Source organism: Streptacidiphilus anmyonensis (assembly GCF_000787855.1).
GTDB classification, from domain to species: Bacteria; Actinomycetota; Actinomycetes; order Streptomycetales; family Streptomycetaceae; genus Streptacidiphilus; species Streptacidiphilus anmyonensis.
In genome coordinates this window covers 47,540-69,178 of the sequence record NZ_BBPQ01000012.1, presented here as the reverse complement: position 1 = coordinate 69,178, position 21,639 = coordinate 47,540, and the positions used below count along the sequence as shown (strand labels likewise).

At 70.0% G+C, this 21,639-nt stretch carries 24 protein-coding genes; 5 read left to right on the top strand and 19 right to left on the bottom strand.

Annotation, left to right across the window (positions count from 1 at the left end; genetic code table 11):
- Positions 1–297 precede the first annotated feature (297 nt).
- A complete protein-coding gene (locus tag TR50_RS14495) occupies positions 298–930 on the top strand; it encodes an HAD family acid phosphatase (RefSeq protein WP_042420490.1) in 633 nt (210 codons plus the stop codon).
- 135 nt (positions 931–1,065) lie between these two features.
- The gene (locus tag TR50_RS14490; protein WP_152648399.1) at positions 1,066–2,646 is read left to right on the top strand and encodes a protein kinase domain-containing protein; all 1,581 of its coding nucleotides are present in this window, start codon (positions 1,066–1,068) and stop codon (positions 2,644–2,646) included.
- Between the two features lie 3 nt (positions 2,647–2,649).
- On the opposite strand, the gene TR50_RS14485 is transcribed toward TR50_RS14490, so the two are convergent.
- The 3 genes from TR50_RS14485 to TR50_RS14475 form a co-directional block, all read right to left on the bottom strand.
- Complete coding sequence (locus TR50_RS14485; RefSeq protein ID WP_042420488.1) at positions 2,650–3,123, bottom strand: NUDIX domain-containing protein; 474 nt, start codon at positions 3,121–3,123, stop codon at positions 2,650–2,652.
- 134 nt (positions 3,124–3,257) lie between these two features.
- The gene (locus TR50_RS14480) at positions 3,258–3,707 is read right to left on the bottom strand and encodes a DUF3237 domain-containing protein (RefSeq protein WP_236654416.1); all 450 of its coding nucleotides are present in this window, start codon (positions 3,705–3,707) and stop codon (positions 3,258–3,260) included.
- Entirely contained in the window at positions 3,704–4,873 is a 1,170-nt protein-coding gene (locus TR50_RS14475) for a flavin-dependent oxidoreductase (RefSeq protein WP_042420479.1), read from the bottom strand. The genes TR50_RS14480 and TR50_RS14475 overlap by 4 nt, the downstream gene beginning before the upstream one ends.
- 63 nt (positions 4,874–4,936) lie before the next feature.
- Here TR50_RS14475 and TR50_RS14470 point away from each other — a divergent pair, with 63 nt between their 5' ends.
- Positions 4,937–5,461, top strand: coding sequence for a MarR family winged helix-turn-helix transcriptional regulator (locus tag TR50_RS14470; RefSeq protein WP_236654415.1), 525 nt, complete (start codon positions 4,937–4,939; stop codon positions 5,459–5,461).
- 227 nt (positions 5,462–5,688) lie between these two features.
- Positions 5,689–6,477, top strand: coding sequence for a peptidoglycan-binding domain-containing protein (locus TR50_RS42525; RefSeq protein ID WP_052440991.1), 789 nt, complete (start codon positions 5,689–5,691; stop codon positions 6,475–6,477).
- On the opposite strand, the gene TR50_RS14460 is transcribed toward TR50_RS42525, so the two are convergent.
- Positions 6,458–8,293: a helix-turn-helix domain-containing protein gene (locus TR50_RS14460; RefSeq protein ID WP_084700266.1), complete on the bottom strand. Its 1,836-nt coding sequence runs from the start codon at positions 8,291–8,293 to the stop codon at positions 6,458–6,460. The genes TR50_RS42525 and TR50_RS14460 overlap by 20 nt on opposite strands.
- 51 nt (positions 8,294–8,344) lie before the next feature.
- Positions 8,345–8,536, bottom strand: coding sequence for a hypothetical protein (locus TR50_RS14455; protein ID WP_152648398.1), 192 nt, complete (start codon positions 8,534–8,536; stop codon positions 8,345–8,347).
- Positions 8,537–8,839: 303 nt separating this feature from the next.
- Here TR50_RS14455 and TR50_RS14450 point away from each other — a divergent pair, with 303 nt between their 5' ends.
- Positions 8,840–9,838, top strand: a complete 999-nt coding sequence (locus TR50_RS14450) for a helix-turn-helix domain-containing protein (RefSeq protein ID WP_042420475.1) — start codon at positions 8,840–8,842, stop codon at positions 9,836–9,838.
- Here the strand turns inward: TR50_RS14450 and TR50_RS14445 are convergent.
- The 14 genes from TR50_RS14445 to TR50_RS14395 all read right to left on the bottom strand — a co-directional run bounded on the left by TR50_RS14445 (position 9,835) and on the right by TR50_RS14395 (position 21,585).
- Positions 9,835–10,851 carry an aspartyl/asparaginyl beta-hydroxylase domain-containing protein gene (locus tag TR50_RS14445; RefSeq protein ID WP_042420473.1) on the bottom strand — a complete coding sequence of 339 codons (1,017 nt, stop codon included), beginning with the start codon at positions 10,849–10,851 and terminating at the stop codon, positions 9,835–9,837. The two genes, TR50_RS14450 and TR50_RS14445, sit on opposite strands and share 4 nt — an antisense overlap.
- Before the next feature lie 18 nt (positions 10,852–10,869).
- Positions 10,870–11,541, bottom strand: a complete 672-nt coding sequence (locus tag TR50_RS14440; RefSeq protein ID WP_152648397.1) for a hypothetical protein — start codon at positions 11,539–11,541, stop codon at positions 10,870–10,872.
- On the bottom strand, positions 11,534–13,456 hold the full coding sequence (locus TR50_RS14435) for a prolyl oligopeptidase family serine peptidase (RefSeq protein WP_042420462.1): 1,923 nt from the start codon (positions 13,454–13,456) through the stop codon (positions 11,534–11,536). The genes TR50_RS14440 and TR50_RS14435 overlap by 8 nt, the downstream gene beginning before the upstream one ends.
- Positions 13,456–15,318 carry a B12-binding domain-containing radical SAM protein gene (locus TR50_RS14430; protein WP_042420461.1) on the bottom strand — a complete coding sequence of 621 codons (1,863 nt, stop codon included), beginning with the start codon at positions 15,316–15,318 and terminating at the stop codon, positions 13,456–13,458. Before TR50_RS14430 ends, TR50_RS14435 begins: the two co-directional genes overlap by 1 nt.
- Positions 15,319–15,352: 34 nt before the next feature.
- Complete coding sequence (locus tag TR50_RS14425; RefSeq protein WP_084700264.1) at positions 15,353–16,654, bottom strand: MFS transporter; 1,302 nt, start codon at positions 16,652–16,654, stop codon at positions 15,353–15,355.
- 51 nt (positions 16,655–16,705) lie between these two features.
- Positions 16,706–17,551 carry a phosphoenolpyruvate carboxykinase (ATP) gene (locus TR50_RS14420; protein WP_042420459.1) on the bottom strand — a complete coding sequence of 282 codons (846 nt, stop codon included), beginning with the start codon at positions 17,549–17,551 and terminating at the stop codon, positions 16,706–16,708.
- Entirely contained in the window at positions 17,548–18,423 is an 876-nt protein-coding gene (locus TR50_RS14415; RefSeq protein WP_042420458.1) for a phosphoenolpyruvate carboxykinase (ATP), read from the bottom strand. The genes TR50_RS14420 and TR50_RS14415 overlap by 4 nt, the downstream gene beginning before the upstream one ends.
- Before the next feature lie 113 nt (positions 18,424–18,536).
- Entirely contained in the window at positions 18,537–18,683 is a 147-nt protein-coding gene (locus TR50_RS46705; RefSeq protein ID WP_160311113.1) for a hypothetical protein, read from the bottom strand.
- A 77-nt stretch (positions 18,684–18,760) separates the two neighbouring features.
- Positions 18,761–18,916: a hypothetical protein gene (locus TR50_RS46700; RefSeq protein ID WP_160311112.1), complete on the bottom strand. Its 156-nt coding sequence runs from the start codon at positions 18,914–18,916 to the stop codon at positions 18,761–18,763.
- A 31-nt stretch (positions 18,917–18,947) separates the two neighbouring features.
- The gene (locus TR50_RS43555) at positions 18,948–19,130 is read right to left on the bottom strand and encodes a hypothetical protein (RefSeq protein WP_063775063.1); all 183 of its coding nucleotides are present in this window, start codon (positions 19,128–19,130) and stop codon (positions 18,948–18,950) included.
- A gap of 228 nt (positions 19,131–19,358) precedes the next feature.
- On the bottom strand, positions 19,359–20,051 hold the full coding sequence (locus TR50_RS44170) for a response regulator (RefSeq protein ID WP_439654217.1): 693 nt from the start codon (positions 20,049–20,051) through the stop codon (positions 19,359–19,361).
- Positions 20,052–20,113: 62 nt separating this feature from the next.
- Positions 20,114–20,305: a hypothetical protein gene (locus TR50_RS14405; protein WP_236654414.1), complete on the bottom strand. Its 192-nt coding sequence runs from the start codon at positions 20,303–20,305 to the stop codon at positions 20,114–20,116.
- Between the two features lie 204 nt (positions 20,306–20,509).
- Complete coding sequence (locus TR50_RS14400; RefSeq protein WP_042420453.1) at positions 20,510–21,052, bottom strand: SMI1/KNR4 family protein; 543 nt, start codon at positions 21,050–21,052, stop codon at positions 20,510–20,512.
- Positions 21,049–21,585 carry a hypothetical protein gene (locus TR50_RS14395; protein WP_042420451.1) on the bottom strand — a complete coding sequence of 179 codons (537 nt, stop codon included), beginning with the start codon at positions 21,583–21,585 and terminating at the stop codon, positions 21,049–21,051. Before TR50_RS14395 ends, TR50_RS14400 begins: the two co-directional genes overlap by 4 nt.
- Between the last annotated feature and the right edge of the window lie 54 nt (positions 21,586–21,639).

The following is a 21,639-nucleotide window of genomic DNA, read 5'->3' as shown; positions in this document are numbered from 1 at the left end:
TTGATGACCCAAGAGTGGCACCACTTTGGCACCAGTGCAAGCCTTTCTGGCTCCGATTGGCGTCGTGGCAGCTCAGAACTGGTGCCATCTGGACGAGTGGATGGCATCACGTGGTGCCACTGGGCTCGTCCGCGCCGGACCGGGGCGCGCCGCGCGAAGCTACTCGCAAGTAAATGCCATGTGCAGAACAAGGCTTGGCCACTTCATGGCCGCCCCGCGTTCCCCCGCGACGAGGAGGGTCGACGGCGGGCGCTCAGCTCGCCCATCCCGTCGACCCCTTTCCGGCCAGGAGTTCGCATGCGAGGTATCCGCCGTCTCGTCGTCGCCGCCGCGACCGTCACCGCCACCGCCGCACTGGGCGCGGGCGTCGCCACCCCGGCGGGCGCCGCGACGCCGTCCCCGGCCGCCGCGACGGCCACGGCGACGGCCGCCGCGGTGAGCTACGCCCAGTGGCTGTCCGACGCGACCGCCGCCACCGCGCCCGCGCTGAGCTACCTTCAGCAGCGCATCGCCGCAGGCACGTTCAGCGGCACCCCGGCGATCGTGCTCGACATCGACAACACCTCGCTCGCGTCGTACTTCTACCCGACCGCCTACCCGACCCCGGCCACCCCGCCGGTGCTCCAGCTGGCGAAGTACGCGACCGCACACGGCGTGAAGGTCCTGTTCGTCACCGCCCGCCCCGACCTGATCGACCTGGCCACCGAGTTCGACCTCACCTCGGTCGGCTACACCGTCGACGGCCTCTACAGCCGCAACCCGCTCCAGCTGCTGGAGTCGATCCAGACCTTCAAGACCGACACCCGCAGGAAGCTGGTGGCCGAGGGCTACGACATCGTCGCGAACGTCGGCAACAACACCACCGACCTGGACGGCGGCTACGCCGACGCCGCGTTCAAGCTCCCGGACTACAACGGCCTGCTGTCCTGAGCCGTCGCCCGGAGTCGTCGCCCTGACCCGCTGTGCTGACCCGTTGCGCTGAGGCGCTGTCCTGAGCCGCTGCGCTGACCCGCCGCGTGACGCTCGCCACCCGCCGTCCCGGCGCCCGCGTACTAGGGTGCCGGGGTGCGCGGATCCGGGACCTGGGCCCGGGGTGAGGAGAGCGAGCCGGTGCCGGGTGGGCTGCTGAACGGACGGTACGAGCTGCACGAGACGCTCGGCGCGGGCGGAATGGCGACCGTCTGGCGCGGCGTCGACCGGGTGCTGGAACGCCCCGTCGCCGTGAAGGTGCTGAACGAGGGCCTCGCCGAGGACTCCCGCTTCGCCGAGCGCTTCGCCCGTGAGGCGCGTCACGCGGCGAGCCTGGTGCACCCGGCCATCGTGACCGTCTACGACTCGGGCGTGGACGAAGGCGGCACGCCGTACCTGGTGATGGAGCTCGTCGACGGCGGCACCCTGGCCGAGCTGCTGGAACGGACGCCACGGCTGCCCGTGGAGCAGGCGGTGGCGATCGCGTCCACGGTCTGCGAGGCGCTCCAGGTCGCGCACGCGGCCGGGCTGGTCCACCGGGACATCAAGCCGGGCAACATCATGGTCGCCGACGGCGGCCAGGTGAAGGTCGTCGACTTCGGCATCGCCAAGGCCGGCAACGACGAGGCCCAGCTCACCGGCACCGGATCGGTGCTGGGCACCGCCGCCTATCTCGCGCCCGAGCAGGCCACGGCCTCCGACGTGGACGGCCGGGCCGACCTCTACGCCCTCGGCTGCGTGCTGGTGGAGATGCTCACCGGTCGTCCGCCATTCGTCGGCGCGACCCCCGTCGAGGTCGCCTGGAAGAACGTGAGCGAGCGGCCCGCGCCGCCCTCGTCGCTGCGGCCGGACATCCCGCCCGCGCTGGACGCGGCGGTGCTGCGGCTGCTGGAGAAGGAGCCGGGCCGCCGCCCGGCCGACGCGGCCACCGCCCGCGCGGAGCTTCAGGCGGCCGTGACCGGCCGAGGCATGACCACCTCCTGGATGCCGTCCGTCGCCGATCCCGCGCCGCTGAACCGGACCATGGCGATGCCCCCGCTGGACCCGGCCACCGGTCCGGAGCCGTTCGGCTCGGCGTCCTTCGGCTCGGCGTCCCTCGGGTCAGCGTCCCTCGGGTCAGCGTCCATCGGGTCGGCGCCGATGCCGTCCGAACCCGGCTTCCAGGCCCGGCCGCCGCGGCGGCGCCGACGCACCGCGCTGATCGCGACCGCCGTCGTCGCGTTGCTGGCCTGCGTCGGAGCAGCGGTGGCGTCGCAGTCCTCCGGCTCCGGCACGCCGACGTCCGGTGCGGCCTCGGGCGCGCCGATCACCGCGCCGCCGCCGTCCACCCCCGTCCCCACCTCGGCGGCCCCCTCGCCCCGTGCCACCGGCCCCGCGAGCATGATCGCGTCGCTCCGCGACGCGGTGGCGGCTGCCGACCTGACCGAGGCGCAGCAGCACCCGCTGCTCGCCGCCCTCGACAAGGCGTCCCAGGACCTGACCGAGCACAAGCCCGGTGACGCCGGGCTGGCGATCCGCACGGCCCAGCGCGACCTGCGCCGGCTGACCAAGGAGCACACCGTCGACCAGTCCACCGGACACGCCTGGTCGACCAGGCTCGCCTCCATCAGCTCGGCCCTGCGGCGGCTCGCCTCCACCGACACGCAACAGGGCGCCGGCGGGGGCGGGGGCGACTGACCTTCAGCCGATGTACGGCTCGGTCAGTCCCTCGCTCAGGCCGTGGGCGATCCGCAGCCGCATGGACGGGTGGATGTCCAGCGCGTCGAGGTCGGCCGGGGCGACCCAGCGGACCTCCTTGGACTCGCTGCTGGTCCGCACCCGACCGCCGACCGGACGCGCCCGGAAGCAGATCGAGAACTGCTGCCGGACCTCCCCGTCGTCGTAGGCCATCACGTGCTCCGGATCGGTGTAGAGACCGACCACCGACTCGACCGCCACGAGGATGCCCGTCTCCTCCTCCACCTCACGCACCACCGTCTCGGCGATCCGCTCCCCGATGTCGTGCCCGCCGCCGGGCAGCGCCCAGCGGTCGTTGTCGGTGCGGTGGATCAGCAACAGCTGCCCCTCCGCATTGCGCACCACCGCGACCACGGACGGCACGACGGAGTTGGCACGCGGCGCGGCGGGGTCGCGGTAGTAGTCGGTCCTGGCCATACGAGACGCCTCTCCCTGACAGCTGATGCGACCGGTCCGGCCGCACGGGCCCGCTGCCATGGTCGGCCCCCGCAGCCCGCGCGCCAAGCCGCCCCTCCGACCACCCGACGGCTCCGACTGCCCGACGGCTCCGACTAGCGGACGGCGTAGGCCCGGTAGCGGACCGCGTCCGGCATGCGGCCGCCGGTGGCGACGGCGAGGGTGCGGTTGAGCCAGGAGTAGCGGGCGTCGCCGGTCTCGAAGCGGCAGAAGAGGCGGAAATAGTAGTCGTCGGGGTCCACCGGCTCGCCCGCGGCGAGCCGGCGCAGGACCTCGGGTGGACCGTGGCGCACGCCGCTGGTGGTGAGGTAGAGGTGCGCGCCGTCGTGGGTGCGCAGCGTCGAGCGGGTGTCGATGCTGGCCATCCCGTCAGGGTGCAGCACCTGCCAGTCCGCGCCGCCGGGGAGGATCTCGCCGGAGAGTCGCGGTCCCTCGAAGCTCCCGCCGATGATGTTGATCACCCGGCGGCGGCCCCACTGGGAGTCGCCCAGGTCGAGCAGCGGGTCCAGGCTGACCTCGAAGTCGGCCAGGTGGTCCAGGTTCACCGCACGCTCCACGACGCGCGCTCGTTGAGCAGGGCCGGGTCGAAACCCGCTGTGCGCTTGTAGGAGGCGGCGATCCCGGCGCGCTCCTCCAGCGGGACGACCCGCTCGATGTCCTCGAACCCGCCCGGGGCCCGCTCGTGGGCGAGACGCATGACGATCTCAGGCCCCTGGCGCCGGTTGGCGAGTTGGAGCGCCGCGGTCGCCGGGCGGCGCAGCTCCTCGTAGGCGGCGGTCCCGCCGGTGGTGGCGAGCGAGTGGGCGAGCACCCGGGCGTCGATGATCGCCTGGGACGCCCCGTTCGAGCCGACCGGGTACATGGCATGGGCGGCGTCGCCCAGCAGCACCACGTCGTCCCTGGTCCAGAACGGCAGCGGCTCGCGGTCCACCATCGGGTACTCGTAGGCGGCCTCGGCCGCGGTGATCAGCCCCGGGACGTCGAGCCAGTCGAAGGTCCAGTCGGCGAAGTGCGCCACCACGGCGGCGAGGTCGGCGGGCCGGTTCCAGTCGCCGCGCTCGGGCGGTTCGCCGTCGATTGGTCGCTCGGCGATCCAGTTGACCAGCCGTCCGTCCCCGATGGGGTAGGCGACGAACTTCTGCGTGCCGTCCCCGGCCATGATCATCGAACGGCCGGTCAGGAACGGCCGGTCCGCCCGGGTCGTCCCGCGCCACAGCACGAGCCCGTTCCACGGCGGCGCACCCTCCCCGGGGAAGAGGGCGGCCCTGACGGCGGAGTGGATCCCGTCGGCGCCGACGAGCAGGTCGGAGTCGTGCCGCAGCCCCTCGACGCGGGTGCCGGTCCGCACCGCGTGCGGGCCGAGTCGCTCGCGGACGGCGTCGAGCAGCATCATCTGCAGCTCACCCCGGTGCACCGAGTACTGCGGCCACCGGTATCCGGCGGCGAGCCCGCGGGGCTCGGACCAGATCGCCTGCCCGTACCGGTTGAAGTAGGCGAGCTCGGCGGTGGCGACCCCGATCGCGGCCAGCCGCCCGGCGAGCCCGAGCTCGGTCAACTCCCGTACCGCGTGAGGGAGGAGGTTGATTCCGACGCCGAGCGGACGGATCTCCCCGGCCGCCTCGCAGACGACGACGTCCTCGAACCCTGCCGCGTGCAGGCTGAGCGCGGCCGCGAGCCCGCCGATGCCGCCTCCCGCGATGGTGATCCGCACAGTGCCCTCCCGAGAGCCCCCGAGGTGATTGTTACGGCCGTAACAATCTCGTACGGAGTGGCCATGCGCAAGACTTCTGCCGTGGACCGCCCAGATCTCAAGTACGCCGCCTACGCCCGTGAGCGCCTGGCGGAGATGCCGCCTCCCGCCGACCCCGAGGGCTTCGCCCTCGCCTACCACCTGCTGCACCTTTCCTATCTGGTGGTCGCGGACCTGGAGAGCCAGATCCACCGCCCGCGCGGCTGGACGCTCCCGGGCTTCCGGCTGATGTTCAAGCTCTGGCTGCTCGGCCCCACCCAGCCGGCCCGGCTCGCCGAGATCTCGGCGATGTCCCGCGCCGCGGTCACCAACGCCGTCAACACCCTCGAACGCGACGGCCTCGTCGAGCGCCGCCCGGTCCCCGACGACCGCCGCGCCGTCGCCGCCGCGCTCACCCCCAAGGGGGAGCAGGCCGTCCAGGAGGCGTTCGCGGACCAGACGCGCCGCGAACAGCAGTGGTTCGCCGCCCTCAGCCCCGACGAGCGCTCCACCCTCACCGAGCTGCTCGTCCGCGTCCTCGCCAGCCGACCCGGCGACACGGAGGGCTGAGCCGCCGCCCCGCGGCCCCTGCCCCCTGCGCTCTCCCCTCTGCCCCTCGCACCGGGCTGCGGCCCCCACCCACCTCCTGCCGCCGGCCGCCTGCCGCCTGCCGTCCAAGACGTCAGGCCAGACGTCAGGGAACGACGTGGCGCCGGCCCCCGGCGCACGGGATGGTCGAGGGGTAACAGGTGCCTCGCACGGCGTCGCCGCCGTGCGGAGAACAGGGGAGCACTCGCATGACTGAAGCCGCTCAGGCCGCCAGCTCGCAGGTCCGGCAGGAGATGGTCGACAACTGCCTCTGGGGGGTCCAGAACCAGGCGCAGATCCACTACGCCGAGACCCGCCCGATGCCCATCAACATCCCGAAGGGCACGCTGCCCTTCACCACCGACTGCTCGGGCTTCGCCACCCTGATGGCGAAGTGGAGCGGGGCCGGCGACCCGAACGGATCCGGGTTCAACGGCCAGGGCTACACCGGCACGATGCTGCAGCACTGCCAGCACATCACCGCCGCCGACACCCTGCCCGGCGACCTGGTGGTCTTCGGCGCCGACACCGGCACGCACGTGGTCGTCCTGATCGAGAGCGCCGCCAACGGGCTGGGCGCCATGTGCGTGTCCCACGGCCAGGAGGCCGACCCGATCAAGGTCTCGCTGGAGGTGGAGTCGAAGTCGCACGCCGGCCAGCCGCTCACCTACCTGCGACTGCCGGACGCCGGCAGCACGCCTCCCCCGCCGCCGCCCGGCTCCCACGGCAACCCGTTCTGCCCGCTCGCGGTGGACGGCAGCTTCGGGCCGCAGAGCACCAAGGCGCTCCAGTGGGTGCTCGGGGTCGCGACCGACGGCGACTTCGGCCCGCAGAGCAAGAGGGCCCTTCAGGCCCACCTCCACGTCGCCGTCGACGGCGACGTCGGCCCGATCACCGTCCGGGCCCTCCAGGCGCACGTCGGCGTCCCGCAGGACGGGCAGTGGGGCCCGCAGACCACCAAGGGTCTGCAGACGGCCCTCAACGCGGGCCGCTTCTGACGCCTGGCACGCCTGCCAGGCCCGCCGAGCCCGCCGGTCCCGTCCCGGATCGCAGCCGCGGAGCGGCGACGCAGACGCGGCTCGTCACCGGCGGTGAGGAGGGGGACCTGACCGCCGGTCGGGCGGAGGGGTGGCCCGGGCTGTCGTCTACGACGGCCCGGCCACCCCGATCGCGTTCACCGCTCGGACGGTAGAGGGGCCACTCGGGTGCGAGCGCCCGCCTCGTCGCAGGCGCCCGCCTCTGCTCCCCGGAACGCCCGACTCCTCCCTCGCCCTCGCCCCCGCCCTCCCCGTGGAGAGCGGCCAACTCCGTGGCGTACTCGCGCAGCAGGTCGTTCAGGAGCAGAGACCCCCGATCGTCCTGCTCCACCAGATGCGCCTGCGACAGCCGGGCCACCACGGCCTCGAGCCCGTGGGGCGTGAGACCGGTCAGCGCCACGGCCGTCGGTCGGTCGACAGACGGCCCCGGGGCGATGCCGAGCAGTCGGAACACCCGTGCCGCCGCCGGGTCCAACCGCCGGTAGGACCAGGAGAACACCGCCCGGACGTCGGCGGCCGCGTCCCCGACACTCAACGCCGCCAACCGACGTCCGTCCGCCCGCAGTTCCTCCGCCGCCCGGGCCAGGCTGCGCGCCGGACAGGTCTGGACGACGGCCGCGACCACGGCCAGCGCCAGGGGCAGACGGGCGCACTGCTCGACCAACTCGCCCACCGCGTCCGGCTCGGCGGCCGCCCGCTCGCGGCCGATCCGGTCGGTCAGCAGGGCACGGGCGTCGCCGATGTCCAGCACATCGAGGCCGATCGGCCGCGCGCCCTCGACGGCGAGCAGACTGGCCAGCCGGTCCCGGCTGGTCACGACGACCATGGTGCGCGACCCTCCGGGAAGCAGCGGTCGGACCTGCTGCGCGTCCGACGCGTTGTCCAGCACGATCAGCATCCGCCGGTTCGCCACCGCGCTGCGGTAGACGGCCGCCCGGGCCGCGACGTCCTCCGGCAGCCGGTCCGCGCTGACACCGAGCGCCGCCAACAACCCGTCGATCGCCTCACCCGGCGCCATCGGCGCGGAGTCGTGACTGAAGCCGCGCAGGTCGAGGTAGAGCTGCCCGTCCGGGAACCGCCCGGCCACGCGGTGCGCCCAGTGGAGAACCAACGCCGTCTTCCCCACACCCGGCATGCCGCTGATGACGCCGATGGCCGCCGTTCCCACGGACCGTGCAGCGTCCGCGACATCGTCGACGCCGACCGCGGGACCACCGTCCCCGAGGTCTGAGGCCAGCCGATCCAGCACCGCGAGTTCGCGGGCGCGCCCGGCGAATCCCCTTACCGCTGTCGTCAGTTGGCGCGGCACCACACGGTCGTCCCACCCGGCCGCCGGCCTGGCCGCTCTCGCCGTCGCCGACCGCCGCCGCTCGTCGCCGACCGGCCGACCCCGTGCCGCATCGACCAGCTCTGTCCGCCGCCGCCCGACCAGGCCCAGGCCGTCGGCCAGGAGGCACGCCGTACGCGGATACGGGCGTCGCCGACCGTGCTCCAGGTGGTTGATGCTGCGAACGCTCACCCCCGACACCTCGGCCAACTGCTGCTGCGTCAGCCCGGCGTCCGCTCGTAAGCGCCACAGTGCGTCCCCGAACCCGTCCGGTCTTCCCGCCGCCGGACGTGCGTCACCGCTCGTCTCATACCGTCCTCCGCCCCCGTAGCAGCATGACTCGTCAGTAGTATCACTCCGGACGAGCCGCGGAGCGGACGCCCGTCCGTAAAGGTTCTCTGGGAATCGTGTGTGGGCGGAGCCTCGGAGTGCCGACCCCGGCCACCCCATGGATGAATTGTTCGAGAAACAGACCCGGTCCCACCCGGAGGCCCGGGTGACTCACATCGCCTCGTCCCCTTCCCGACCGGCCGCCTCGGCGTCCAAGGTCGTCAACTGCGCGTAGTACTCCGGCACGATGACAGCCTCGCAGCGGCCGAGCCGCAGGCCTTCGAACGCGGATGAGCCGGTCAGGAGACGGCGGCATGCCCGCTGAGCGGCGGCTTCCGCAGTGGCGAGGGAGTCCGAGCTCACGAATATCCCCAGGACGTGGCGACCGTCCACGAAGGGGTGCAAATGGACATGTTCAATGGACGCAGATGCGCCACTCGCCCCCACGAGATCACGTGCCATTCGCTCGGCCGAAGCCAGGTCGGCTGATGCAGAATGAAGTTCAGCATGGATAAGGAACACGACTCATCAACCATCCGGATGCATTCTTGCACCAAGGGCGCAAAGCGGGCAATTGCCATGCTCGCCCAGCCTCTGCCAGGTGCGCTAGAGTATATTGCGGTCTAGTTGCCCAGTTGCCAGGACGACCGACACCGGGGGATCGGCTTGCTCGAACTATTGGGACTCGACGCGACGTCGGAACGCGTCTATCGGGAAATGCTGGTGCACCCGAAAGAGACGCTGCCCGAGCTCGCGGCCAGAATCGGCCTCGGGGAGCCCGGTCTTAAGGACGTTCTGGGCCATCTCAGCACTCTCGCACTGGTGCGGAACTCGGCTACTCCGTCGGGCTTCCGAGCCGTACGCGCCAGCGTCGGCCTCGATGCTCTCATAGCCAAGCAGCAGGCCGAGTTGGCAGCCCAGCAACAGCGTCTTGAAGCATCCCGTGCCGCAGCGGCGCTTCTCGCGGCCCAGTGCGCCGAACTCGACCTCGAGGACGGCGCCCTTGCCGCCGAGGAGGTCGTCGGAATCTCCGAGATTCGTGCACGCCTGGCCGAAATCGGCACGGAGGCACGCGAGCAGGTCATGACCTTCGCTCCCGGTGGCGCACACACCCCCGAGGATCTGCACGCGAGTCGGCAGCCCAACGCCGACCTCTTCGAGCGAGGCGTCACCGTCCGCACGGTGTATCTGGACAGCATCCGCAACGACCCGCCGACCGTGGACCACGTCCACTGGCTCTGCGAGCAGGGTGCGGAGGTGCGCACCGTGCCCGTGCTCCCGCTGCGGATGATCATCGTGGACGGTCGGCTCGCCGTCCTTCCCGCGAACCCCGCCGCTGCCGCGGACGGGGCGCTCATCGTCCGCGGCAGGGGAACCATAGCGGCGCTCACCGCCCTGTTCGAGCTCGTCTGGGACACCGGTTCCACCCTGCTCGACCAGGGCAAGCGTGATGAACATGGCCTGTCGACACAGGAGTTGGGGACCCTACGGCTCATGCGCGCCGGCCTGACCGACGAAGCCATCGCCAACAGGCTCGGGGTGTCACCGCGCACGACCCGCAGGACCGTGGCCAAGCTGATGGAAGCTCTCGATGCGAAGAGCCGGTTCGAGGCCGGTTGCAACGCGACGGAAAGAGGCTGGTTCACGCGCGCGTCCGTCTCCTAGGCGACCGGAATCGGGCTGCGGTCGAATCCCGCCGTGACCGAAACCTCGTACAGGAGGCGACCCGTCCTGGCTCGCAGCACCACGGAGTCAGCGCTCACGTCGGGTCCGGGCAGGACGATGGTGCGTTCCTGCGTCCATCCCGCGAATCGGAATTCCCGGTCGGCGACGTGAATCAGGCCGAACTTTCGTTGGTCGGGCAGGACCAGCTGCACCGATTCACGCCGCTCGACCACGCTCACGAGCGTCTGGGGCCGGGCTGTGTCGATTGACATCTCGGCCGGCTCACGCCAGTCCAGGAACCGGGTCGGCACGTGAAAGCGGTGCCGTACCTGTTCGCCGCCGCCCGGCCGGAGCCTCGGCTGTTCGGGCCGGCTGTTCAGTACGTCCTCGGAACCGAGGTAGGCCTGCCATGCGGGCGGGAAGTAGCGGGTCAGTTCGGGCGCCACGACGCAGTCCACCACCATGTGAACCCTGGTCTCCGGTCCACTGTTCCGGATGTGGTGCGGCCGACTGAAATCCCCGAACCAGATTTCACCAGGTTGCCAACAGTACTCGTTTCCCTGGATGTCCAGAAGGGCGCCAGGATTGGTGACGACGGGAATATGGATGCGGGCCAGCCCCCATCGGGGACCGTACTTGAGGTCGCTGTGCGTCGGACTGGCCGCGGCCGGGCCCAACGCCATCAGTCGCACCGCCCGGACGGGCACAGGAATCGCCCGGACCAGAGAGCGCATATACGGGACCCGGGCCATCCAGGTGGTGTCGGCGAAGTCATCGGTCCCGGGCCCGCCGGGATCCGTCCGCTCCAGACTGCCATCGGGGCTGCGGAGAGGGAGGATCCGCCAGTCCGCGTCCGTCGGACTGCTGCTGAGAGACGCTCCGAACACGCGCTGCTGGCGCCAGCGTTCGGCAGTGAGCAGCTGAAGCTCTTCGACGAGCCGGGCCGCGTCCGTCGTGGCCGGCAACCTCACGGCGGCGGCCGGACACCCCGGGGTCCCGCTATCGGTCAACACGTACGTTCTCCTTCCGGCTCAGGCCGACATCTCCGTGCGGGCACGGGCCCAGTCCAGGTGGTCCCAGGAGTAGGTGAGGTTGATCCGGCTGTCGCTGACGGCTTCGCCCGGGAACGAGACCGGTTCGCTGCGGTGCATCACGCGGGCGTCGAAGAGCACCGCCCGGTTGCACCGGTAGGGGATGCGATGCGCGACGATCCCGTTCTGTTCACGGACGAATTCCTCGCACGCGTCGTGGGAGGAGAACCTCGAATAGGGCATCCGCTCGGGCCGGAGCACGTCGTAGAAGAGCATCCCGTCGGTGGCTGCAGTCGGGCGCGGGGGGCCTGGGCTCAGCCAGATGTTCATGCTGTAGGTGGAGTTGTCGGCATGCATCCGAATTCCTGTGCCTCGGCCGGCGGCGATCACCCAGTGGCTGATGATCTTCATCGCGCCGAGCATGGGGTGGAGAGCCTCGCTCAGCTCGGCACCGGCCCTGATCAGGCCAGGGCTCTGCGGCCTGTTCCGCCGACGAGAGGTGGCGAACTCCTCCCACGGTGTGTCGTCGGACAACTCGTCGTGCAGAAGCTTCAGGCCGGCCACCGAGAACAGGTCGTCGATGACCAGCACGGGCCGTGGTCCGGCGGCCTCGAAGTCGGCCATGACGCGAGCCCAGTCCCTGGGCCTGAGCATGGTGGGCGTTTCACTCATGCGTGCGATCCTTTCCGGGCTTGTGGAAGTCAGAGATCCTGGAGCCCTGGGGCGTGGAGAAGCACCCCAGGACGAACGCCGACAGTGCGGCGACCTCGGCGATCTGATCCGACTTGGTGACCGCGCCGAAGTGTCCACCGGGTGACTCGATGAGTTGATGGCGACCGTAGGCCGGCGGTGCCGCCCGGTCGTGCAGGGCCTCGACGAAGCGTCGGGACTGGTCGGGCGACACCCGCATGTCACGCGAGTTCACCGCTGCCAGGACAGGCGGATACGCGAGACCCGGCCTGATCCGGTGGATGGGCGAGTGGGATTCGAGCCATGGGAGTTCACCCGGGTTGTCCGGCTGCCCGTAGAGGGCCGAGCGGGCCTTGCCGACCGGGCCTGGATCCGTGACGGTGAGATCCAACAGCGCGTTGCGCAGAACCACCCCCGCGAAGAGCTCGGGGCTGCGGCTCATGGCCATGGCGACGTAGAGACCCCCCTCGCTCCAGCCGTCGGCGACCATGCCTTCCGGGCCGACCCAGCCCCTGTCCACCAGCTCCCGGCAGGCCAGCTCCAAATCCTCGATCGGTCTGCGGGCGGACCTCGTCCGGGGCGACAGCGGGCCGGCGATCACGGGGAGCACGACGCGCACTCCACGGGCGCAGAGCACCGGAATCAGCCACCGGTACAGCGGGCTCGTCGCAAGTGTGGGCAGACCGGGAAAGGCGGTGACGAAGACCGGTCCAGCACGGTCCGGATCCCTTCCCTGCTCCTCCACGACGAACAAGCGCCGTGCGCCGCCGTCCGCGCTGACGTAGCTGTCCGTCCTGAGCCGGACCGTGTGCGGCAGGCGGTTGTGCACCAGGACGCGCCTGGCGCCGCTGGGCTGTGACGAGGCGACGGCGTAGCTGCCTCCGTCGGCGAAGTCGGCGGTGAACTCGGAGTACGCCAGGAGATTCGCGTCGGGGACGGCCACCAGGTCCGCGACCACTCCGTCGGGGGAGTCCAACGGTGAAACGCGTCCGTTGTCCAGGTCCACCTCGGCCAGCAGATCTCCCTGCCGTGTATCGCGGTAGTGAACGAAGAGGGACCTCGGTCCGGCAGCCATGGCCACCAGACGGGCACTCGCGCTGTCCGGCCGGAAGACCGTCTCCCAAGCGGGTGCGCGCGAGTCGTCGAGCCGCAGGCGCAGAAGCTCCCCGGCGGGATGCGCGCGATTGCTGGTGGCCCAGACGTACCCGCCGGCGAGATGCGCACGAAGTTGCCCACGTCCGCCGACCAGTGAGCTGACGACCGCGTGGGTCGCGGTGTCGACGACGTAGAGATCGGTCCCCCGTGGCATGACCGTGACGTGGATCGCGAGATGGCGCTGGTCGTCCGAGAGGCTCACCTGCGAGACGACGCCTTCCCCGGCCTGGATGCGGAAGACCTCCTCGACGGCTCCGGCCTCTCCTCCTCCCTCGCCGCCGGCGAGCCGGTACCGCACCACCTGATCAGGCACCCCGTGAGGAGACGCGCTCCGCGTGCACCAGAGGCTTCGCTCGTCGCCCGCCCAGACCACCGCGGGATGGCGGACTTCGGGCAGCGCGCCGTCCAGCAGCCTCTCGGTGGAAAGGTCCAGCACACGCAGTTCCCCGGTCTCGTTGCCGTCGAGGGTCACCGGGAAAGCGACATAGCGACCCTGAGGTGACAGAGTCGGCTTACCGAGTCTGGCACCGGCAGGCAGGTGCGCACCCGGCGGCCAGCGTCGGCTCTCGCCGTCGGAAAGGCTCTGCAGCATCAGATCGGGAAGCTGCGCCCCGGCCGCCCGCTCCAGATAGGCCAGTCGGTCGCACGAGACCGAGATGCCGTCACCGGGCAGCTCCCGGTTCGCCGCCAGCGCTTCCAGCAGCTCCTGAACCCCCGCGGGCGCAGCTGAGAGTGCGGACATCAGGACACCCTTTCCGGGAGCGGCGCGGCTGCGGCGATCAACCCCCCGACGAGGCCCTCCAGGACCGGTCGGGCCGAGCGCCGCTGAACCGACCAGAAGGCGTATCCGGCGTCCACCAGCTCCGAGCAGAGCTGCTGCGCCGCACTCGTGGAGCAGGAGACCAGCGCGGTGATCTCCTCGACGGTCAGAGCACCGTTGGCCATCGTGCGAATGACAGCGCTCGCGTGCTCGTTCAGCAGGTCGATCTGCTCGTGTCCCGGGCGACGGCGGTCCGAGATCTCGACCAGGCCGCTCTCCGTCAGCCTCCCGAGCAAGCGTGATCCGGCGTCGTAGTCCGCCTGCCAGGCGTCGATCTCGCGCTGGATCAGCTTCAGCCTCGATACGCGTTCCGGATCCGCCGGCTGGTCGGAGGACTCCACCGGCACGAAGTCGGCGCACTCCGGCCGAAGCGGAAGCAACAGCGCGTAGGCCGGGCAGGGATACACGGGAGCCGAGAGGATCTCGTCACGCTGCTGGTCCAGGGCGCTTCCGACGCGCAGCTCGCAGAAGCTCGCGTACTTCGGTGGGGGAAGATGGCGCCAGGCGCGCATCCGCTCAAGGGTCGCGTCGAGCTCCTCGACGGTCTCGTTCGGATGGTTGATCAGCAGTCCCCAGGTCGGCGCGATGTCCAACTGCTGGCAGATGAGCAGCGCGCGGACGTTGTCGCCGACCGTGGAGTTCTTGTTCATCCTGTCCAGGTGGCTCTCGACGATGGACTCGATGCCGATCTGGACGCGGATCGTCCCCAGTCGTTGCAGCGCCTCGTACTCGTAGTAGTCGAAGTCCGGGCGGATCTCGAGGAAGACGTCCCAATCCCGACGGAGGTCCTGCTGGATGAGATGCCGGGTGAGGGTACGTGGGATCGCGGTGTCGGTGAACTGGAACTTGCGTTGCCCGAACTCCCGCTCCAGACGGTCCATCTCCGCGAGGGTGCGCTCGGCGGCATGCGCCTTGAAGACCGCGTCGTAGGCCGCGTTGAAGTTGCAGAAGTCGCACTTGTCCCAGTAGCAGCCGCGGCTGATCTCCAGGGTCGCGGCGAAGCGCCCCTTCAGCCACGGCACGCGAGCCACCTGACGCAGGAGGTCGTCGTGCTTGGGGAAGAAGTTCCTGAACGACGCTGCGGAACCCCGCACCACCTTCCGTCGGCCCTGCTCCAGCGCCCGCATGACCCGCGGCCAGACGTCCTCGCCCTCCCCGTAGACGATGACGTCGACGTCCTGGTGTTGTTCCAGAAGAAGTCGCGCGTTCTCGATCGACGCCAGGTACCCGCCCAGCACGACCTTCGGGCCGGTCGATCCGTAGCGTGACTTGAGCCGCTCGGCCAGCAGAAGGGACGGGACGAGCTGAAAGTGGGTCGCCGTCAACGCGATGACGTCGTATCCGTGCAGTCGCTCCACGAGCGCGTCCAGATACGAGTCGAAGGCCGCGCCGAGACGGTCCCTGAACTCCCGGTCCGGCGCGGAGATCCGGTCGGCGTAGGCGTCCAGACCGGCACGCATGTCCGTCTCGTCCCACCCGCGGAGCAGGGGCAGCAGACAGAGGTCGGCGAAGGACGCCTCGTGCGTCAGGTCCTTGTAGACGTCGTGATCACGCTGGCTGCGGATGAACTCGAGCGCGAACTCGATGTGGCCCGCGAACAGGTCGGCCTCGGCGCCGTGAGCCTTGGTGATCTCCCGCAGCAGCATGGCCGGCAGACAGGCCGTGTACTGCGTGTAGAACGGCAAGGAGACGACCGCGACCCGGTGGAAGGCGAGCTGTAGAGGGCTTGTCCGGCCTTTTCCGGAGCGCCGGACCGGAGTCAGTTCGAATATCTGCTTGGACATGGTTGAGGCTCCTGGGGCTGGCTCTGCGGTGTCTTCAGTCGATCGCCGGCGCCGGCACGGGCAGGTCGGACACCCCGTGCGTCTTCGGCGTCGTCGTCGAGGATTCGCGGACGAGCGGCAGACACCACAGACCCGAGAGCATCGCCACGCCCGCCCCGGTGATCAGGGTGGTGGTGAGTCCCGCGCCCTGCGCGAGCAACCCACCGAGGAGGAATCCGACCGGCACGGTGCACAGGCTGATGAAGCCGACCCCCGCGGCTGCCGCTCCCTGCCGCTCCGCCGGCGTGACCGCCTGTCGCAGGGTGGCCTGCACGACGCCGAAGAGCGGCATGCAGAAGCTGATCAGAGTCGCTGCCAGGCCGACCACCACGACGTGAGGGACGCCCGGAACGAACAGCAGCAACCACGATCCGCCGCCCGACACCGTCGCGAGCATGAGCGCCCAACCGTTGCCCAGTCGCCGGGCGAGCGGACCAGCTGAGCGCGCTCCGAAGATCCCGGCCACCCCGCCGACGCCGAACCCCAGACCCACCAGCTCCGGGGACAGTCCGTAGGACCGGTAGAGGAACAGCAGGTAGACGCCCTGCACCATCTGGTGGCCGAGGTTGCCCGTGGCCGACGCCAGGGCGACGCTCCGCAGCGCCTTCGTCCCCCACACCATGCGGGCGGCCGAAGCCCGGGACGAGCCCGCGGGCGCGGAGTTGCTCCGTCCCTCGCCCCCGGTCACCGCACGGCTGAGTCGGCTGGCGAAGAAGGCGGAAACGACGTAGCTGCCCGCGTCGATGGCGACCGCACGGCCTCCCCCGAACAGACCGACCAACAGGCCGGCGAGGGGCGGCCCCAGGGAGAAGGCCACGTACTGGCTCTGGGCATAGAGCGTGTTGCCGTAGATGCGCAGGTCCGCGACGAGTGCCCGAGGGACCACAACAGCCACCGCGGTGTCGTTGAACGCACTGGCGGCGCCGATGACCGCAGCCACCAGCAGGACCGCCCAGCCCTGGGGCCGGGCGAGCGTGCTCATCACGAGGATGGCCACCAGGGCAGTGGCTCGGACCGAGTCACAGCCGACCATGATGGTCCTCGGGTCCAACCGGTCCGCCACACGGCCCGCCCAGCCGAGCCCCAGCAGCATGGCGGCGTACTGGATCGCATTGACCAGCGAGACCTCCAACGGTCCGCCATGGATGGACAACACGAACACGGTGGGCAGGGCGAGCACAGTCACCTGCGTGCCCAGCAGACTGACCGAAGCACCGGCCCACAGTCGTCGGAAGTCCCTTACCCTCAGCGCCCGGCGCTGACCTGCCTCGAGAATCTGCACTGTCGTCTCTCTCATCTGTCCTACATCGGGCCGGCTCTCGGGCGATCGCACGGAGCCGGGGCATCGTCAGAGCAGCTGCGTGATCCTGTCCGCCGAGTCCCGGACCTTCATCTGGTCGACCCCGCCCAGACGGTGGCGACGCGCCAGATTGACCGTCTCCATCACGCGAGGTCCCGCAGCTTCCGGATAGACACGCAACACCTGCGAGGGCGCCTCGTCCGCGTCCTCCGCGGTCAGGGACACCATCAGATCGAGCGGAACCCGGTCTGCGGTCTTCAGGTCCGGCAGGACGTCGTGCGCGTGCGCGAGGACGACCTCGCCGGTCACTTCCGAGATCTGGCTTCGCCGCTCCACCCCTGCCAGTTGCTGCTTCCACCGCCGCAAGGTGTTGCGTCGGAATCCGAAGGGCGTCTCGTAACGACGTAGTCGCGGCCCCACCGGGCTCCCGTAGTCGATGACGACGCAGCTGTCGCTGACGAGGTGGAAGCCGCGCTTGAGCAACTCCAACGTCAGTGCGGTCTTGCCGATGTAGTTGCGCCCCACCAGCACCAGGCCACGGCCCTCAGGCGTTGCCAGAGCGGCACCGTGCATGATCGCGTAGCGGTCCAGGAACTCGTGGCTGGCGAAGGGCGGCATGAAGCTCGGAGCGTGCGACCACGAGGTGAACGTGAGTTCGCGGGTGCCCTGACTGTCTGTCAGCCTCATCGACTTCTCGTCGGTGGAGTGCGCGAGCAGCGACTCGAAGAACCCGCGGCCGCACGCCACCCGCACCTTCGGCATCTTGTGGGCGGGGAGGGGTTGCGCCAGCAGGTGTCGGCGAAAGAACCAGGAGGCTGTGGCGACGTCCTCCTCATCGAGCTCCAGCACGGTGGAGATGCCAAAGAAATCGAAGTCCAGGCGCTGTGTGCTCATGCGGCGACCGCTGCCTTCGCGCTGATCCCGTCAGGCGCGAATCGGAACGGCTTCGCCGATCGAACGTACTGTCCCACCGCGCTCATCGCCTCGGCCCGATGGCGCGGGGCGTCCCACCCGATCGCGAGACGACCGTCCGCCTGGACCTCCGCCGAGAACGCGTCGGCGGCCGTCAGATGGACCCGATGCACCTCCGTCACGACCTCCGCAGCGGCCGAGGGGTAACCGAGATCGGCGGGCTGGACCAGATAGGTCACCCCCGAAGGCGTCTCCATCGGTCGGCCGTGCTCTCGGATCCTCTCCTGAAGGCCGGCGGGCAGGCTGCGCAATGTAGCGGTGCGGATATTCATGGTCCGGAGATAGGGTCGGATCCCGGAGCGCGATACCGGCACCAGGTCGTCTCCTCCGTAAAGGTGTCCGGATTCGAGCAGGTAGAGCAGGATCGAGCTCTTTCCCGCTCCGCTCTCACCCGTCACCACGATCCCCGGACCACCGTCGGCGGGAAGAGCGCACGCGGCGTGCACCGCCCGGAATTCTCCGGCCAGCGGAGGAAAACCGAGCGGGGGGAGGGGAGAGGGTCGCGAGGAGCCCCTCAGCCATGAATCATAGAGCTGGGCCTCTCCGCCGCCCGTCTTGATCCAGATATCCTTTCGAATCCCCGGATCGAGCACCGCTCGACACCAAGGGACGTCCCCGTCCGATCGGAAGACGACGGTCAGATCCTGAGCGCTCTGCTGATCTGGCCCTTCAGCGGGTTCCTCGACGAGGTGGTTTCTGAACTGGAAGCTGAAATGCTCCTGATCCACCGCTGTGGGGAGATCGACCCGAACGCCGACGCCCCAGAAATCGAGTCGGACGATGTGCCTGGACATAGTTCTGCCCTTCGGATACGAACGGAGGCGACCCGCGGCCGACCGGGTACATCCCTGTGGCCGCGGGTCGCGCTCCGAAGGAACGGCGACGGGCGAAGCCCGTCAGTCGTTGGTTACCAGCCGCCCTGGATGTGCAGGCCGCTGGCGAGGATGCTCTCCTCGACGGTCGGCTCGAAGCTGTCGCCGACCGTGAACGGCTCGGAGACGGTCTCCTCGACGGCCTCGACGTCGCCGTTCACGTTGGTCAGGTTCTCGCCCATCATTTCCTCCTGTGGTTTTTCGTGAGTCCCCCGGTCGGTTCGCCGGGGGAAGACTTGATGCGGATTCCGGAGTCCCGTCAGATCCCGGCGATGTGGTGGCCGCTCGCGAGGATGCTCTCCTCGATCGTCGGCTCGAACACCTCCCACATCGCGAACGAGATTTCGGCGCCGCCGGCGTCTCCCACTGAGTTCTCGACAGCAGGGCCGATCTCGGGAAGGCTGTTCTTCTCCATTTAGCTGACCCCTTCGCGACTTATCGTCGCCTCAGTTTCCCCAGGTGAGGTCGGAAGGCGTGACCGGCTGGCTGGCCGACACGGCGAAGGCTCGGTTTCCGACGGCCCCTTGGCCGCCGGTCCAAGCTTGCGCAAGAATGACACCGAGGAAAGTCGCGCAGATCGCCAGCATCAAGACGACCGAAGTGCTCTTGCTCACGTACTGCCGATTCATGGCTCTCCTCGATGACCCTCGTTGGCATCGCCGCTTTCCGAGTTCTTTCGTTCCTCGCGGCTCCGACAACATGAATACTTCCGCAGGCCGCGGGGAGAGAAAAGATCTGCAGGCTGGACAAGACCGGCCATGACATAAAGCGTCCAGCTCGGCCCGGATCGCCAACCGTCGACCGGCGCGGCGGTCGACCGGCATCAGCCCAGGATCGTGATGCGGCCGGAGGACATCTCAACCCCCTGGACCAGGTGCGCCCGGCAACCAGAGCGGAGCCCCGGTCCGCTCCTGGGCGCGAAGGAACCCTCGAGCCGGCTCCGGCCGCGGGCAATCGCCTGGACGACCTCCAACTCCCGCAGCGAGAGCGGCTGCGCGGGCCCCGACAGGGTCGCGGCGCGCGTCGGGGCCAGGCCCGCCGTAGCCGCAGTGTGATGGTGAAGACGAAGCCGACAGCCCCTGCGCGCGGCCGTCGTAGACGTACTCGTCGAGGTCGAAGGTGGTGACGATGACCACGCGCAACGGGTCAAGAACGCCTGGCCCGGCCAGGGCGCGGGTCACCTCGATGCCGTCCGGGCGGGGCAACCGGATGTGGACGAGGCAGACGTCCGGCCGCAGCCGGCGGTCCAACTCCACGGCTTCGGCGCCTTCCGCGGCCTCCCCGGCAACCATGATGTCGTCCTGGTCCTCCAGGATGAGCCGCAGCCCGCTGCGGCTCATCGCCTGGTCGTCCGCCAGCCGGACCCTGATCGTCCCCCGGCCTCCCCGGCGGAGAAGGGAATGCGGGCCGACACGTGCCAGCCGCCGCGCGGCTCCGGTCCCCGCACCCAGTGAGCCGCCGAGTGCCTCCACCCGTTCGCACATACCGACGAGCCCAACCTCGATGCTCGCGGTACGCGCATGCGAGGCGTGCCGGGCGATGTTGGTCAACGACGCCACGACTCACCGGCCAGGTGGCCCCTGGCCGTCTCTACCGACGGCCGGGCGGCGCTTCAGACCTTCTTGACGACGATGTGACTCGGTACCAGCTTCTCCAAGTCATCAGTGTCAGAGGTGAACGCCGTCACTTGCCCCCTCTGCTGCAGCGCCACGACCGCCGGCATGGCGTCGATCGCGTACTCGTGCCCGTGCAGTCCCGCATGCGCGAGGATCCGACGTGCCTGCCGTGCCTGCTCCTTGCCCAACTCCGCCACGTTGACCCGGGACAGCCACAGACGAGACCAGTGAGCCGAAGGCCCGCACAGGTTCCCAGTCCGTTCGTCCGGGGGTCCAGGCGGATTCGCTACCTCCCTGACCTGCGGCGCGACACATGAGCCGGGGCTCGGCCGGCGCCGCCAGAGGTCTCGGCATCCTCTCTCGATCTTGCCGGTCGACGCGCCGTACCTCGCTCAGCGGTCCGCCGCGAGCCGCCGTGAGGCATCGGGCCAGGGCATGGGTTCCTGCGCGTCCTCGGCCATCATGACCTCCTCCTCCCACCAGCCGGTCCCTTCCAGCCAGGCGGTCAGCCACGCTGCCAGGGACGGCGAGTCAAGAAACCATGCGTCGGCCCAGTCGTCCGAGCCGGCGTTCGGCTCGAACAGCAAGACGGGCGCGGCAGGATCGAGGCAGTCCACAGCGGCATACATGCCGCAGCCCCAGTCCAGGATGGGCAGCACTCCCTGCGGCCAGTAGTCGGAGGCGGCCCCGCGGAGGGGTCCGTACTCCGACACGGCCGTCCGTCCCTGTCCGATGAGGGGCAGCAGGGTGTACTCCGGGCCGAAGCCCCCGTTGGCCACCTGCCGGTACAAAAGACCCAGAATCATCGGCAGAGCGAATCCGAGCTCACCCTCGGCGGCCGCGATGTCCAGGTCCGTGACGCAGTCCGGCAAGGACTCCGCCTGCTCGACTGCGCATTCGCGGACTCGCCGCACCAGGTCCGAAAAGTCGCTCATGCTTCCGCCGCCTGATCGGTGAGGTGTCGGGCGAGGATGTCCGCCGAGTCCGGAGCGAGCCGGTAGATGCCCTGCAGGCTCAGAGCCCGCAGGAGCCGTCCGTCCTCGACGTACTTGAGCTTCCGTTCGCCGCGCCGCGACCTGAAAGTGAGCTGCTCCAGGCAGTCGCCTGGCAACGGCGCGTCGAACCGGATCGGAGTGCCGGGCGCGCCGATCACGACTTCCGAGATGCACCCGCTCTTCAATGGCCGCCAGTGGGTCAGCCTGGGGTAGTCCTCGTCTGCCAGCTCGGCGCCGGCTCGGTCGTAGTCGACGATCTGCCGGACCTCCATCGCGCAGACCGGGTAGAGCGCGGCCCGCCACGCACGCACGGCGAACACCCGATCACCAGCTGCCACGCCAGCACGCCGAAAGCTCGGGCGGGACTGGTGGGGACCACCGAACAGCACGGTCGGACGTTGCCCGGCGAAGCCGCCGCGTATCAGCTCGCGGCACAGATCGTTGGTCCACAACACGGTGTAGGAGTTCGACACGGCACGAAACGTAGCGGCGGGCACCGACAGCTCCCGGCCTGAAGCCACGCAGCA